This is a genomic window from Mesorhizobium sp. M0862 (assembly GCF_040319795.1).
GTDB lineage: Bacteria > Pseudomonadota > Alphaproteobacteria > Rhizobiales > Rhizobiaceae > Mesorhizobium.
Window position 1 is genome coordinate 35,790 of the sequence record NZ_JAMYOJ010000014.1, and the last position, 13,814, is coordinate 49,603.

General features: G+C 61.2%; 19 protein-coding genes and 3 pseudogenes. 7 read left to right on the plus strand and 15 right to left on the minus strand.

The window, feature by feature from the left end; translation table 11 throughout:
* Positions 1 to 448: 448 nt before the first annotated feature.
* Positions 449 to 685: a hypothetical protein gene (locus NKI15_RS20885; RefSeq protein ID WP_023671471.1), complete on the minus strand. Its 237-nt coding sequence runs from the start codon at positions 683 to 685 to the stop codon at positions 449 to 451.
* Between the two features lie 274 nt (positions 686 to 959).
* Between NKI15_RS20885 and NKI15_RS20890 the strand changes: the two genes are divergently transcribed.
* On the plus strand, positions 960 to 1,286 hold the full coding sequence (locus NKI15_RS20890; RefSeq protein ID WP_023705687.1) for a hypothetical protein: 327 nt from the start codon (positions 960 to 962) through the stop codon (positions 1,284 to 1,286).
* Here NKI15_RS20890 and NKI15_RS20895 read toward each other — a convergent pair.
* Both NKI15_RS20895 and NKI15_RS20900 read right to left on the minus strand, forming a co-directional pair.
* A complete protein-coding gene (locus NKI15_RS20895; RefSeq protein WP_245261169.1) occupies positions 1,283 to 1,660 on the minus strand; it encodes a sensor histidine kinase family protein in 378 nt (125 codons plus the stop codon). The genes NKI15_RS20890 and NKI15_RS20895 overlap by 4 nt on opposite strands.
* 60 nt (positions 1,661 to 1,720) lie before the next feature.
* Positions 1,721 to 1,789, minus strand: a pseudogene (locus tag NKI15_RS20900) (hypothetical protein); the annotation flags it as partial.
* Positions 1,790 to 2,464: 675 nt separating this feature from the next.
* On the opposite strand from NKI15_RS20900, the gene NKI15_RS20905 reads away from it, so the two are divergent.
* The 4 genes from NKI15_RS20905 to NKI15_RS20920 all read left to right on the plus strand — a co-directional run bounded on the left by NKI15_RS20905 (position 2,465) and on the right by NKI15_RS20920 (position 4,337).
* The gene (locus tag NKI15_RS20905; RefSeq protein WP_023705685.1) at positions 2,465 to 2,632 is read left to right on the plus strand and encodes a Thivi_2564 family membrane protein; all 168 of its coding nucleotides are present in this window, start codon (positions 2,465 to 2,467) and stop codon (positions 2,630 to 2,632) included.
* A gap of 28 nt (positions 2,633 to 2,660) precedes the next feature.
* The gene (locus NKI15_RS20910; protein WP_023705684.1) at positions 2,661 to 2,939 is read left to right on the plus strand and encodes a hypothetical protein; all 279 of its coding nucleotides are present in this window, start codon (positions 2,661 to 2,663) and stop codon (positions 2,937 to 2,939) included.
* 161 nt (positions 2,940 to 3,100) lie between these two features.
* Complete coding sequence (locus tag NKI15_RS20915) at positions 3,101 to 3,571, plus strand: GFA family protein (RefSeq protein WP_023705683.1); 471 nt, start codon at positions 3,101 to 3,103, stop codon at positions 3,569 to 3,571.
* Positions 3,572 to 4,142: 571 nt separating this feature from the next.
* Positions 4,143 to 4,337 carry a hypothetical protein gene (locus NKI15_RS20920; protein WP_023705682.1) on the plus strand — a complete coding sequence of 65 codons (195 nt, stop codon included), beginning with the start codon at positions 4,143 to 4,145 and terminating at the stop codon, positions 4,335 to 4,337.
* An 83-nt stretch (positions 4,338 to 4,420) separates the two neighbouring features.
* Here the strand turns inward: NKI15_RS20920 and waaF are convergent, their stop codons facing one another.
* Together waaF and NKI15_RS20930 are read right to left on the minus strand one after the other, a co-directional pair.
* The gene (waaF, locus tag NKI15_RS20925) at positions 4,421 to 5,443 is read right to left on the minus strand and encodes a lipopolysaccharide heptosyltransferase II (RefSeq protein ID WP_023671465.1); all 1,023 of its coding nucleotides are present in this window, start codon (positions 5,441 to 5,443) and stop codon (positions 4,421 to 4,423) included.
* Entirely contained in the window at positions 5,440 to 6,381 is a 942-nt protein-coding gene (locus NKI15_RS20930) for a glycosyltransferase (RefSeq protein ID WP_352886848.1), read from the minus strand. Before NKI15_RS20930 ends, waaF begins: the two co-directional genes overlap by 4 nt.
* A 471-nt stretch (positions 6,382 to 6,852) precedes the next feature.
* Between NKI15_RS20930 and NKI15_RS20935 the strand changes: the two genes are divergently transcribed.
* Both NKI15_RS20935 and NKI15_RS20940 read left to right on the plus strand, forming a co-directional pair.
* The gene (locus NKI15_RS20935; RefSeq protein ID WP_352447940.1) at positions 6,853 to 7,023 is read left to right on the plus strand and encodes a glycosyltransferase family 25 protein; all 171 of its coding nucleotides are present in this window, start codon (positions 6,853 to 6,855) and stop codon (positions 7,021 to 7,023) included.
* Positions 7,011 to 7,709, plus strand: coding sequence for a glycosyltransferase family 25 protein (locus NKI15_RS20940; RefSeq protein ID WP_023708544.1), 699 nt, complete (start codon positions 7,011 to 7,013; stop codon positions 7,707 to 7,709). Before NKI15_RS20935 ends, NKI15_RS20940 begins: the two co-directional genes overlap by 13 nt.
* Before the next feature lie 19 nt (positions 7,710 to 7,728).
* On the opposite strand, the gene msrA is transcribed toward NKI15_RS20940, so the two are convergent.
* From msrA to NKI15_RS20990, 10 genes and pseudogenes are all read right to left on the minus strand, one after another.
* Entirely contained in the window at positions 7,729 to 8,247 is a 519-nt protein-coding gene (gene msrA / locus NKI15_RS20945) for a peptide-methionine (S)-S-oxide reductase MsrA (protein ID WP_023671461.1), read from the minus strand.
* 68 nt (positions 8,248 to 8,315) lie between these two features.
* Positions 8,316 to 8,639 (minus strand): hypothetical protein, encoded by a 324-nt coding sequence (locus NKI15_RS20950; RefSeq protein ID WP_023689880.1) that lies wholly within the window; start codon positions 8,637 to 8,639, stop codon positions 8,316 to 8,318.
* Between the two features lie 3 nt (positions 8,640 to 8,642).
* Entirely contained in the window at positions 8,643 to 8,834 is a 192-nt protein-coding gene (locus NKI15_RS20955; RefSeq protein WP_023671459.1) for a hypothetical protein, read from the minus strand.
* Positions 8,819 to 9,058: a hypothetical protein gene (locus NKI15_RS20960; RefSeq protein WP_023705680.1), complete on the minus strand. Its 240-nt coding sequence runs from the start codon at positions 9,056 to 9,058 to the stop codon at positions 8,819 to 8,821. Before NKI15_RS20960 ends, NKI15_RS20955 begins: the two co-directional genes overlap by 16 nt.
* A gap of 96 nt (positions 9,059 to 9,154) precedes the next feature.
* Complete coding sequence (locus NKI15_RS20965; protein WP_023705678.1) at positions 9,155 to 9,358, minus strand: Pam3-gp28 family putative phage holin; 204 nt, start codon at positions 9,356 to 9,358, stop codon at positions 9,155 to 9,157.
* Complete coding sequence (locus NKI15_RS20970; RefSeq protein ID WP_023705677.1) at positions 9,355 to 10,047, minus strand: glycoside hydrolase family 108 protein; 693 nt, start codon at positions 10,045 to 10,047, stop codon at positions 9,355 to 9,357. The genes NKI15_RS20965 and NKI15_RS20970 overlap by 4 nt, the downstream gene beginning before the upstream one ends.
* A 23-nt stretch (positions 10,048 to 10,070) precedes the next feature.
* Positions 10,071 to 10,205: a hypothetical protein gene (locus tag NKI15_RS20975; protein WP_023705676.1), complete on the minus strand. Its 135-nt coding sequence runs from the start codon at positions 10,203 to 10,205 to the stop codon at positions 10,071 to 10,073.
* 94 nt (positions 10,206 to 10,299) lie between these two features.
* Positions 10,300 to 10,431: a hypothetical protein gene (locus NKI15_RS20980; RefSeq protein ID WP_280790706.1), complete on the minus strand. Its 132-nt coding sequence runs from the start codon at positions 10,429 to 10,431 to the stop codon at positions 10,300 to 10,302.
* A 172-nt stretch (positions 10,432 to 10,603) separates the two neighbouring features.
* Positions 10,604 to 11,722, minus strand: a pseudogene (locus NKI15_RS20985) (IS256 family transposase); the annotation flags it as partial.
* Between the two features lie 1,323 nt (positions 11,723 to 13,045).
* Positions 13,046 to 13,696 (minus strand): annotated as a pseudogene (locus tag NKI15_RS20990) (phage terminase large subunit family protein); the annotation flags it as partial.
* Positions 13,697 to 13,814 lie beyond the last annotated feature (118 nt).

Genomic DNA, 13,814 nt, shown 5'->3' on the forward strand with positions numbered 1-13,814 from the left:
TAGCATATTTCGTCCTTGGGGTTTCAGATGGTCCAGGTTCTTGAGAGGGAATGCCGTGTCTCGGAGAACGAGGCTCTGCTGGCGCGTCCGATGGAATGTCCACAATGCCACGGAACCCGCAAGGTGTTTGTCTGTGCCCGGTGGGCCAGCTCGAACGGCCATTGCTGCCCCGGAGGAACACACCGGCTCAGTTGCCCCGGTCACAGCGTCGCGTGCATGGAGTGCGAAGAGAACCTTGAGCGTGTCTGAAGCGATCGCGACTATTTCCTGTCGGGAAAACGCAAAAAGCCCGCTCCGGCGAACCGGAGCGGGCTTTGCAACCATACGCCAAGAGTACCCTGCTGAGACCAGTACCCTGCCGAGAGCCGACCCGCTTTGCGTTTCCGCCACCGCAATAAATTGGTAGCGGCACTTCCAGAAAAGCGATTGTTGGCTAACCGCCGTCGAATTACTCGCCCGACTGGCCGTCGCCAGTCACACTGCTGCCCAGAATTCCAAAGTCCTGAGACTTAGTTCCTTGTCCCGCAGTCAGGAATCCATCCGCATCCAGGCCGCGCCGCAGCAGTTCCCGCACCGCCGCGGACCGGCTTGGCATGCGCTTTTCGAAGCGCCAGTTTTCCAAGGCAGCCAATTCCTCGGCTGTCAGCATGATCTGCAGTCGCTCGGGTCGTTCCAGCTCGGCCATTCGCGCCTCCAACCGTCAAGACCAAAAAATATGGTGAGTTAGTATGTGTCTCAATTGCAGTATAGCTAGGGGTCCCCGTGCAGCGCGTCAAGAGAGGCTGATGGGTGACTCACATACAAGACCAACGATGAGGAAGACACGCCGATAGCACAACCCGCGCAGTCTGCTAACTACTTGATTTACTTGAGAATACTTTATATTCTTCTTGCCATCTGAAGGTCGTTGGCGCATCTTGACCACGACGGGACAACCGGCTCCTGAAAGGAAGGTTTCCATGCGCTACGGATATTCGGCTCGGCTACGGGAGGATCTCAATTCACGGGTCCTGGGCGCGCTGCGCTCGCGCGGAATGGTCAATATTGCGGTGGTTGCCGAGGACATACGATTGCGTAACCTGGACGAGAACGTCGCCCTTGAAGATGTCGAGCGGCTTGTGATGCAGACGGCCCAACTCTACGGCGCGGTGATGGAGTTGGACGGACTGACCTCCGTCGAGGCGGGGAGATTGACTTCGCTTGCCGACGATAAGCACGAACTGCCTGGCATCGGCAATTCCGACACCACAGGCGGCCAAACCGGTCACCTATTGGGATTGTCCTAAGGCGCGACCCGCTCTTTCAATCGACAAAAATCCGCGAGAGAGATTTGGACCGAGCGCAGCGGCGCCTTGAGCGTCCAGACAACGCCTTGTTCCCCAAATTTTAGTTGTCCGGTGCCGCTAAGCGCTTGTGGCGCAACCCGCTTGAGCACGACGGAGCCAAAACCGCGGCGCGTCGTCCCACTCAGGTTCGGCCCACCCAATTCACGCCAGATCAAGCTAAAGGTATCGGTGCCGTCGGTTGCCGGCGCCGTATCCCATTCGATTTCGACTCGTCCGCCGTGACGTGAAAGTGCTCTATGCTTTGCGGAATTGGTGGCCAGTTCGTGGAAAGCGATGCCGAGATACTGCACGGCATTCGGGCGAAGCGTGATCACAGGCCCGGCCACCGACAAACGGTCCTGCGCCGCGAAAGCTTTGAGTTGCGCCTTGAGCAGGTCGCCGATGCTGGCGCCGCGCCATTCGGCGTCGACCAGGAGATCGTGTGATTGCGAAAGCGCCGAGATGCGCTATCGCACCTGTTCGAGGAATGTCGCCGGACTGCCCGCCGATTTGCTCGTCTCATAGATCATCGAAATGATGACCGGATGCGGGCTTCGTCGGCTTGCGTTTGCGTGCGCAGATCAAGCAGCTGTTGATGGCGCCGAGAATTTCGCCCGATCCGTCGCGGAGCAGGCGTGGGTGGGCTATAAACGGAATAAGTTCGCCGTCCGGCCGCTCTGCCTGCAATGGCCTGGTCCCACGTGATATCGTGTCCTTCAACCATGGAAACGGCCATCGGGCACTCAGCATGCGCCATCGGCCGACCATCGAGGTGACGGAGTTTCCACGAGCCGCACCACAGGTCTCGGCCAAGACCGGACGATGCCCCCAAATGTCGGCAGCGGCCTCGTTGTAGAACGTGATGCGGCCGTTTTTGTCGGAACCTCGTCAGCCCGGGGCGGTTCTCCCGTTAGCCCAGCCTGACCCAGCAACAAGTCGCCTGGAAACCGTGTCGCCGATGGCAAACGACAACCATTACGGCAAACAGACCTGATCGGCATCCAGCTTCAAAGGCCGCGGAACGCTGTTTCGCAGCCTTTACGTTGCGCCGGCGGCTTCGCATCGACAGGAACCAATCTATGGCCAGAGCGTTTGCCGCTGCGTACTCTTCTCAGACGTAGCCAGACGGAGTGAGGGACATGGCTTCATCGGTACTTATCGGCATTCTGATCACTTTCCTGGTGATCATCCTGGTGCTCTATCTCATCCAGCGTCTGCCACTCGATGGCCGCACGAGGCAGATCGCGCAGATCGTTGTCATCATTATCGGCATCATTTCGCTGTTGAAATACCTGGCCGCATTTTAGGATAAGGATCGCCATGATATCCCAAACAATGGCATGGATCATTGGAACGGCGTTGTTTGCAGCAACAAGCACGGCCTACGCCCGACCCGACACGCGTTCGATGACCTGCGAGGAGACGCAGCGCCTGATCCAGAGCCATCACTCGGCGGTGTTGACGACCGGCCGGAATACTTACGATCGCTATGTCCGCCAATACGGCAACGAGTGCGACTGGCCGGAGGTGCCGGTCGCTGCCTCCGTTCCGACACGTGATGGCCAGTGCCGTGTCTATTGGTGCCGGGAACCGGTGTTCGATTTCCCGAACTGACATATCCAGCAGCCTTGCGGCGGTCGTTGCCATGGCGCTCCCGGGTTCAGACGATGCATTGCGCGAGGCGACATGGAACCCTTGCGCTGCGGGTGAATTGATTGTGCGCATGGCGCTGCAAGATGTAGCGGTGTGATGCCCAACCAGATGGAGGAGCGGTCATGCCCAATGATACAAGGCGGAGCGGCAGCTGCCTGTGCGGCGGCATCCAGTTTTCGGTGACGGGAGATCCCTTTCGGATTGGCCTTTGCCATTGCAAGGACTGCCGCAAGGCTAGCGGGTCGGCTTTTTCGGCGTTTGCAGTGTGGCCGCTCGAGGCGTTCGAAACGACGGGTATCGTCAGCAGCTACGGCGACAGAAGTTTTTGTCCCACCTGCGGCGGCCGGGTCCCTTTGGTTCGTGAGAATGAGGTGGAAGTGACGATTGGCAGCCTCGATGAGGTGCCCACCGAAGGGCTGGAGCCCAGCTATGAACTCTGGGTCAATCGCCGTGAGCACTGGTTGCAACGCTTGCCTGCCGCCCGGCAATTCGAGCACGACCGAGTCGATGACGAGCCGACAAACCGGACAGCCGAACCGATTTCTGACGGTGTCGAGACGCCGTCTAGCTTGCCGCAACGCAAGTCGGCCTAGCGCGAGCGGCGCAGACAGCCGGCAGGCACGAAATTCATTCTCGAAACCGCCCGATGCCGACAGGACCGGGTCCGACAACATTTCACCCGGTAGAAGCCAAACGCAAAAAAGCCCGCCTTGGCGTCAAGCCAAGGCGGGCGGTAGATCATCCGGCCTGCGCTGCCGTGGAACGATGGATTGGCCAAAGCCCTGGGCTGAGACCCATGCCGTTTGTAACCGGCGATTGACTACGGAGCGTCCCCGGTCAGCTGGAATTCGTCTTGTGGTTGCAACGATGCTACGTTTTGTTTGGAAACGAGAGCTTAAGACCACGCAATATCGTTACGTCAACTATGCTGTCCAAGTATGTCGTGGCGTGAACTGAAGGAATCTTCCTGTCTTGTACAAAAGAACGCTTTGTTTATTTTCTTTCCGTCACATAGTGTAGCGAATCTTGAATCCGGATGGGGCGGCTTTCATGCAGCCAGCGCCTTCGCAGGATCGCGGTCCGCACGTGCAATATCCACTTCACGGCAATCTTCATGCAAGCATAGTCAGCACAAAGTTCATGCGCAGACATTGGGGGGCACCGATGGACCAGCCGAGCAAAATGGAGAACCTGCAGTTCGCGCAAGGGATACTGCGGGAGCTTCGGCAGAAAGCCGAAGGCGACGGCGAGAAGCTTCTGACCTACCTCATCGACATGGCCTACCTTGAAGCCAGCGACCGTATCCGTGCCCACTGGGTCGGCAATCACGAGCCCGAAAACCGCAGGGCCAAGGGGTAGTGCCAAGGGGTAAACCCGAAACGGGGCGATGGTTGCCCCCACGGAGCGTTTGATCAGACGCTTGGGGCCGGCGAGGCCACCGGTCAGTTGGCAATACCGGCTGAGAGGTCAGCCAGAACCTCCCTCACCCGAGTTTCGCTGACGCCGCGCGTGTCCTTGACCCAGCTGGGCGTCGAAAGCGGCGGTTCGATAAAGCGAACATGGTTGTTTACGGGCCCATGCACATAGGGGCGATTCAGCCCGTAGATGAGCGCGCATGGGACGTTCAGGGCAGCGGCGGCGTGGGAAATCCCGCCATCAACCCCGAGGAACATGGTCGACGCAGCGATTTGGCACATCGCGTCAGCAATCGACGGGGTCGAGGTGAAGTCGATTGCCTCAGGAATGGCGGCGCGGATTTTTGCGGCACCGGCGTGCTCGCGCGGTCCGCCTACAATCCAGATTGCCCAGCCGCGATCATGATGGTCTCTGGCGATCGAAATGAAGCGCTCGACGGGCCATGAGCGGAAATTCTCAATGTCGGCAGTATAGAGCGCCAGTGCCGGTCGGTCGGCATCGATCTTCTTGTGCTGGCGCCATTCGTCCAGTTCGGCCGGATCGACCACAAGCCGGGGCGCCGGCCACTCTGCGCCCGCAGCCGGCTTTTCGCCAAGCGAGGCAATCGAGCAGACTTCCTCGAACAGCCGCGTCTTGCGGGGTCCGAAGGCCCATAGATGGGCCAACCAGCCGGCGGGGAAGCGATTGAGGAGGCCGAATTGCAACTCCTGCGGATAGCCGATGCGCTCCTCTATTCCGGCCATGAACGCCATCAGCGCCGCCTTGGTGCTGCTGGTCATCAGATAGGCCGTACGGTAATTTTCCTTGCGCAACTCGCCAACCAGGCGGCTGCGCTCGCCAAAACCGGGGCGCTGATGACGCTTGGCAAGCGCCCAGCCCTTCCTGACATGCGGCATCAGGCGCGCCAGCGGCGCTGCAACGGGCGAGGTGACGACATCTATGGGGCGATCAGGAAATCGCGCGGCAATGATCTGGATGGCGGAATGGCAACGGACGAAGTCGCCGACCGCGGGGAAGCCGACGAAGAGGATTGGATCGCCGGTCGTCAAGGAAGCGCTTCGCCGTCAAGGATGCGGGCATAGAGATCCAGATAGCCGCGCGCCGCTTTTTGGATGGGAAATCTCGTCGCGGCCGATTCGCGGCATTGCTGAGGCGTAAGGTCGGCGACGGCCTCGAAAGCGGCCGCAAATTCTTCATCGGTCTCAAAGAAGCGCCCGCTGTCGGCATCGACCGTCTCGGGCAATGCGCCTCGCGTCGTCGTCAGCACCGGAGTGCCGCACAACATGGCTTCGACCGGTGCGTTGCCGAACGGCTCCTCCCAGGCGATGGGGTTGAGGAAGGCTCGCGCTTCGCCGAGAAGGAGAAGCTTCGGCTCGCCGTCAACGATTCCGTGGAAACGGTATCGCCTGCCAAGGCTCTTGAAAAACAACCCTTCGCGGCGGGTCTGACTTCGGCCCAGCAGTTTCCAACGCGAGCCACCGGCGATATCGAGACCGAAATCGAATTTTTTGGCGAGATCGACGGCGCGGTTGAGGCCTTTGCTTGATCGTGCAATGCCGGCGAGAAATAGCAGGCGGTCGCCCTTTGCAGCCGACAAACGATAGGCGTCCACCGGAAAGCCATTGTAGACGAATGTCTCGCGCCCATGCTGGCGGGCATGATTGGCGCTGATAAAGCTCCAGTTCGCAACTGGCATGGGCTGGTCCGGCATAAAGCCGCGCTGCGTATTCAGCGTTGGAAATGGCACCTCGACGGGCCAACTATGGGTGTGGACGATTTGCGTGTCCCGCGGAATGGCTGCCCGGCATTCGGCATCGGTCGAAGCGTGCCGGACTTCGAAGAGCGGGTGGCTGGAGCCAGGGCCAGCGATCACCACGACTTCGTGTCCGAGACGAACCATCTCCGTGGCCAGCCATTCGACCTGACGCTGAATCCCACCGTAACCTCGGCAGGGTATTACGCCCTTCAAAACGAGCGTCACCCGCATTGACCTTGCCTCACAATGCTCTCAAAGACGGCCCAGTTGCGTCACGGGCTGGGCATTGTCAAGGTCGCGCCAGAAACGCAAAAAGCCGCGGCGGCCTCGATCGGGTTACGGAATCGTTAATCAGCGCTTGCTACTATACCGGATGACCAAGAATCTCGGCAATGCACCCAGGACCATCTCCAGGCAACAGCCAAAGACCTCCGCTCTTGGTGGGCTGACGCCCGCCCTGTTTCCCCTTGTGGTCGTCGCGCTCGGATACATGATCGGTCGGCAATTCTTCGGCTTCTAGGGCGACTCGTCTAGGCGCGCACGGTAAAGGCTCGCGCCACGCGGGGGACGCCGTCAATGTCCACCCAACCTCCAAAACCAACCGGCGGCACCGTACGCCGCTACCCACTGCCCCGCACGTAAGCAAATTTTGTGCAATCACGGGAACGTGATATTCACTGATCACCAGACAAGGGGGCGCTGATGAGGTGTCTGGTGATCAATCTTGATCGTTCTCGCGATCGGCTGGCGCATGTCGCGTCCGAGTTCGGCCGGATCGGAGTACCATTTGAGCGTGTCTCCGCCATCGATTGCCCCGATTGCTGCTCTGTCGCCAAAAGCCCGCTAAGCGCTGCTGAGGTTTGCTGTTCCTGAGCCACCGCTCGTGTTGGGAGATCGTTGCGAACGGCGCGGATCAATATGGCGCGGTTTTCGAGGACGACGTCGTTTTCGGCGCGGGCGCCGGCTCGCTGCTTGCTTCCGATCGATGGGTGCCGCGCGATGCCGATGTGATCAAGCTGGAAACGCATTTTGCCAAAGTGAGGGTCGGACGCAAGGAAGTCGCTCTCGATGATGGGTTTTCGCTTGCCAGACTTTATGGCCTGCACGCGGGCGCCGCAGGCTATGTCATCTCCAGATCGGCAGCGCAAAGATTGCTGCGCAGGACCATGCATCTGAGAGGAGAGGTCGACTTCGTTCTTTTTCACCCAGGATTCATGACCTGCTCGCTCAACCGAATCTATCAGATCATGCCGGCGCTTTGCGCACAGCACCATTTTGTTTCGGGACGAGAGCGCTTTCCAAGCCTCGTGCGACGGCCCGGGAGGCGGCCAAAACCGTTTCTCGATCGAATTGTCGGAGAAGCGGTGCGAACCTTCGCCTATCTTCGAAACCAGAGCCTGACCGGAACAAAGAAGATCGAGGCCGTCGCGTTCTCAGGCTCTGAGGTCGACGGCAAACCCGTCCACGGCGCGTTCATCTATGGGCAGCCCGAGCACGGCCACCTCAACAAGGCGGCCGGCATACCGATCCAGCGGAAGAATAGTTCGACCGCCAGATAAGCAGACGATAGCGGCTGCGTTACGAAACAGCCTTTTCGCGGACCGGAAGCTTCCAGCCCGGCCTGACAAAGTGGCAGGTATAGCCGTTGGGGTATTTCTCGAGATAGTCCTGATGCTCTGGCTCCGCCTCCCAGAAATCGCCCACCGGCGCAAGCTCGGTGACGACCTTGCCCGGCCACAGTCCAGAGGCATCGACATCGGCGATGGTGTCTTCGGCGACGCGCTTCTGCTCGTCGCTGGTGTAGAAGATCGCAGAGCGATAGCTCATTCCGACATCGTTGCCCTGGCGGTTCCTGGTGGTCGGATCGTGGATCTGGAAAAAGGATTCGAGCAATGTGCGAAAGCTAATCCTGGCCGGATCGAAAACGATCTCGATGGCTTCGGCATGGCTGCCGTGGTTGCGATACGTGGCGTTGGGCACATCGCCACCGCTATAGCCGACGCGGGTAGAGATCACGCCGGGATAGCGCCGGATCAAATCCTGCATGCCCCAGAAACAGCCGCCGGCAAGGACTGCACGTTCGGTGGACGTCGCCATATCATACCTCCATTGGATTGCTCCTTAGGTAGGCATTGTCGCTGGCTTCTTCCAGCATCTCAAGTGCATCACTCGTTGCCGGCCGAGCCGAACCGCCGCACGATGACCTCGAAGACGATGTCGGAAATCCACATGGCCGAGACGCCGATCAAAAAGGCGGCGGCGAGCGTCGTAGTGTCGTCGGCCGGATCGGGGATAGGCATGCCGGTTGCCCTGAACCAGGCGACGGCAGGCAGCGTCAGATACGCAGCCGCCAGCGCCCCGCAGATCGGCGAGGCAATCATCTCGCGCAGCTTGTAGCGATGGCGCGACAGTGCTCGCAGCACGCCGCCAGCTAGCCCGGCGGCGACGACCGGCCCCTTGATGCCGAGCATGTCGAAGAGGTCGTGCATCGGCTAAGGCCTCCATCCGCAGAGCTTTTGTCCCTTGCGGTTGTGCGCCAAGAGCGCTCTCGCCTCGGCGTCCGACAGGACGTCGACGGCTTCGGCCGACAGGCGCAGCGGGCTCGAAATCGCGCAGAAGCCGCCCGAAGCAGTCGTGCACCCGGCAAGCGCCACAAGCAGCGCAAGCATCAGTCCCTTGCCCATGATTTCAGCTCCTTTCGAACAGCGTCCGCCGGCAGTGCGCCGACGTCGTTCTGCACCTGCTCAGCGACCGCGCGCGCCGCGGCCTCAGCGGCCGCCAGTTTGCCGCGCTCGGCCCAGGCGCCGGCCAGCCGCTGGTGAGCGCCCCAGCAAAGGGCGGCGATGGCCGATGCCAGGAAGCCCAGCAGCACTTTGTTGCCAAGCAGGACGGCGAGGAGCGCGCTCACAGCAGCCACCCGGCGACAAGCCCGGCGGCAAAGCCGATAGCATAGGGTTGCGCGGCTTCGAGATAGGCGATGATCAGTTGTTGAAACCCTTCCATGTCAGTGCTCCCAGCCGGATTTGCGGGCCAGCCAGTGCCAGGTCTCGGTGACCGAGGCGATGGCGAGACCGGCGGCGATCTCCAGACCAGCTTGAGTGTCGGGGTCGGAAGAAAATGCCGCCGCGTCGTCGGCGCCGAGCAGGCCACGCGCGACCAGAACACCGGCGCCGTAACGCAAGCCGATGCGGATGAAGACGGCGATCATGTCGAACTCCTTGCGAAAATCGATTTCAGGATTTGAAGCAGCGCACGCCAGAACGGCAGGCGTTCGACGGGGCTGACGCGCCCGCCGGTAGACACCGGCGGCATCGCACTGCCGGGCTTCGGCGAGAGCGCTGATGGCTGGGTCGGGGAGCCCGGCAAAGGTGCCGGAGCGGGCTGTAGTGCCGACATCAACAGCGCCTGGGAACGGACCGACCGGATGCGATCGCTCCAACCCTTGCCGAAAACCGGCCAGGTCGGCAGCCGCCGCAGGAATGCCAGGCGGGCATCGCAAAGATCGTCGATGACTGCGCCCGGTGGCCTGGCGCCGACAGCTTTGAGCGTGGCCGGGCCGATCCTGCCGTCCTGTGCGGTGCCAACTGCCGCCTGCAGATATTTAGCCGCCCTGCCCGGCCCACTGTTCACGGCGAAGTCGAAGACGGCATAGTCGACACCGCCGGGAAGCTCGGCGCCCGCAGCGGCATCCCAATAGAAGCGGCGATAGACCGTCGCCACCTGAGCATCCGTGATATGGCGAAGGTCGTCCTTCGTCGCATCCGCCTTCACGTAGCGGCGGAAATTGGCCAGCGTCACGCCCTTCATGGTAGCGCCGCCCGGATCGGCCGGATTGTCGGACCAGCCGCCTTCCGATTTGAGGACGAGCGCAAGCGCCCGCGCGAAGTTGCGGTTCATTTTGCCTCTTTTGGGGTTGTGGGTTAGGGGGCGAGGATTACCGCCGGATCGATCCCGAGCGCTCGGACCAAGTTCACAGCATCAGGATCGTCGCTGTAGAGAGAGGGATGGTCCGGAGCGAACCAGCGGGCGAAATAGATCGGGTTGCCGGTGAACATGCCATAGGCCTGCGGCGTCTTGCCGCCGTCGATGATGCGCTTGCACTACGAATTTCAGCACAATGCGGCGGACTGCCGGGGCAGCACTCCAAGCCTAGCCATCCCATATTTGACGCGCATCTTCTGGGGCTTCAGGCACTTCGATGCCATTTTCAGGAAGCTCGAGGTCTTCACCATCAAAGCCGCCGAGATAGGCGCCATTGCCATCAACGAAGTATTTTGTCATGGTGTCGCCTCAAAATTGGAAAGGGCTTTTTAGATGTGGCTTTTGTACCGGTATCAGTCCCTGCAAATTGGACTGGCGGCACTTGTCGCGATCGTGTCCCGCGGCGTGGTGTAGCTGGCGGCATTAGTCGCCGTGCTCTCCGGCATGGGGCCGGGCTGATCAGCGCGCCACGGCTGGCAAGGCTGATCAGGGGATCATCGCTCATCTGGCTGATCGTTTCCAGAGTCATATATCTGGCCCGCTGCACTGCCCATTCATCGTTCTGTTCGAGCAGGATTGCGCCGACGAGGCGCACGATCGCATCGTCGTTCGGTAAGATACCGACGACCTCGGTGCGCCGCTTGATCTCGCCGTTGAGAGTTTCGATCGGATTCGTCGAGTGGAGCTTGGCGCGATGTTCCTTGGGGAAGGTCATGTAGGCCAGCACGTCGGGCTCGGCGTCGTCCATGATTGTCGCCAGCTTCGGCACCTTCGGCCGGATCTGGTCGGCGACGGCGCGCCATTGTACGGACGCGGCCTCGGGCGTTTCCTGGGCGAAAGCGGTGGGGATGAAGGCTGAGACGACCCTGCGGCCGCTCTTGCCGGCATGGGCCAGCACGTTCCTCATGAAGTGGACGCGGCACCTCTGTCATGTGCGCGCGCAGCACCTTGGTGACGGCCGCCTTGAGGCCTTCGTGAGCATCGGAGACGACGAGATTGACGCCGCGCATGCCGCGACGTGTCAGCTTGCGCAGGAACTCTGTCCAGATCGGCTCGGCCTCCGAGGTGCCAATCTCCATGCCCAGTACCTCGCGCCGGCCGTCCGCGTTGACGCCGACGGCGATGATAACGGCGACCGAGACGATCCGCCCACCGCGGCGGACCTTCAGGTAAGTGGCGTCGATCCACAGGTATGGCCAATCGCCCTCGATCGGCCGATCGAGGAAGGCCTTCACCTCCCCGTCGATCTCCTCGCACAGCCGCGAGACTTGGCTCTTGGATATGCCGCTCATACCCATGGCCTTGACCAGGTCGTCAACCGACCGGGTCGAGATGCCTTGCACATAAGCTTCCTGGATGACGGCGGTTAGCGCCTTCTCGGCCATGCGGCGCGGTTCGAGGAAACCTGGGAAGTAGCTACCCTTCCTGAGCTTCGGGATGCGCAGCTCGACCGTGCCGGCCCGCGTATCCCAGTCCCGGTCGCGGTAGCCATTGCGCTGGGCGAGCCGAGCGGGTTCTTCTCGCCATAGCTGGCGCCGGTGGCCGCGCCCACCTCCATTTGCATCAGTCGCTCGGCGGCAAAGCCGATCATCTCCCGCAGCAGATCGGCATCCGGGGACTTCTCCAACAACCAAACCCTACCGGAAAGCGCCGATGACCACCCACACGCCGCTCGCTCGCTACAGCGCTACTAACGGCGCGCTCGTGAGCGACTTCGCTACCGCCGAGCTACACCACCTGATGGGACACGACCCTTGTCGCTCTTGGCGCCTATGTTGCGGTGCCGGATGGCTGCTATCGACAGGCGGCTTCTTTTTGGCTGTTTGCCCGTATCGGTAAGCGTAGACATATACATTTCGCGGTATACGGGGTCGCCTTACGAGAAATACTGCGCTCAGCAGGATCTGCTGCAGGCCAGGAGAGAAGCCGCTAATAATTAGGCCCACGCTCTCACGACGAGCCTCCAGCTACTGTTGGTAATTGTGGTGCCTGCGCCGGTGCCTTTGGCGGTGATATCAACAGCGGTGGACGAAAACCGCACATTGATGTTGGTGGCGTCCGGGACCAGCGATAGACCTTTGTTGCCTGTACCGCCGCCCGGATTAGCCAGTACTTCGTCTCCAATGGAATACCCGGCATCTGCCGTAGTGCATTGCAGCACGGCAAAGTAGTTTTTTGGCTTGACGCCGAGTCCATGCGCTAGCGTCAGTGATCCGGCATTCGTGATGGTCTGTTGCGGGCTTTCATAACACTTCTGAAGCAACGCCGCGGACGACTGGACATAGCGTGCATCCTGTTCGGCCTGCGACCATTGCAGCTTGATCCATCCTCCCCAGGCACCGCCAGCCTGCCTGCGCCGCCATAGCTTTTGGTCTGCCGCCGTAGTGTCGTTGACGAAATCATGCACCGTCTGCGTCCGGTAGCCAGTGCTTCCGTGCGCTTCCACAAACCCCAGGAACCAGTTTACGCCGTCTGGCGCATTAGCCGCCGCCGAGGCCACATACCAGCCATTGTCCAGGGCGTTGTTCCAATCGGTGATCGTCTGCGCGACGACACCAAGGTTGGGTCGGCTATCAAGTTTCAGATCAAACCCAGCCTTGACGAACCCCGTTGTAGCCAATTGCGTGGTATTCGTTCCAGGCGCTGCGGTCGGCCCCGTTGGCGTTCCGGTAAATGTCGGGCTGGCCTTCGGCGCCAGGCTGGACACCGCGATCCCACTATCCTTCCCCACCTTGCCCGTCGTGCCCGCGAAAGTGACAATATTGTCGGTTGCCGAAGACGCAGGCCCCAAAAAATCTCCTACTCCCGTCCCGTCGGCGCCTCTGTCGCCGGCCCGGTCGAACATCAGCCAGATGCCGTTGGCCGTCGTCGGCAAAGTGCCGGCGCCACTGACATAGGCGAGCGTCAGCTTGCGGTATCGCGTCGCAGCCATCAAATCGTCGCGCAGTTTCACCACCTTGCCGTCCTTTCGGTGAAAAAGCCTGAATTCCTCGAACCAGGGCAGCAGCGTCGAAAACACCTTGAAGCGGCCGGATTGCATGCGGTCGAGCATCTCCATCAGCCCGGCCTCGACCGAGACCGAGCCGTCGGCGAAGCGGGCGTGGCCCGACAGCATGTTCAGCCCATGCGCGGAATATTGTCTGGCAAGTGCGGTGCCCGCCCCTTCCAGCGTCTCGCGGCGGCCGTCGCGCGGCCAGGCCCAGGGCAGCCACTCGCCCCACGGCTTCAGGGCCAGCACCTGCATGGCCGGCGTCTGCTGCGAGGCCCGCGCCGCCTTGGAGATATAGACGACATCGGCCTCCGTATCCCAGGCCAGCTCGACCGCGGCCGACGGATGGTCCCAGCCGAAATCGAGGGCGCCGATCCGCGGCCAGTAGCGCGGCAGCCGGAACGGCTCGCAGGCAATCAGCTCCTCGGCAATCGGAAAGATGCGGCCGGAGCCCAGCACCGGAACGCCGCGCGCCCGCGCCTCGCGCTCATGCTCGGGATAGGCGGCAATGATCGCGGCTCGCTCGTCCGGCGAATAATGTTCGGCGTCATCGATGGTCATGAAGGTGACGTGACGGGTCATGGGGCCTGCCGGATTGATTCGGGATGCCGTGATATGGCTTTGTTCGCGCACGATATTTTTGGGCCGGAGCGCGGCGGGTCTTCCCTTCTCCCCTTGTGGGAGAAGGTGTCGC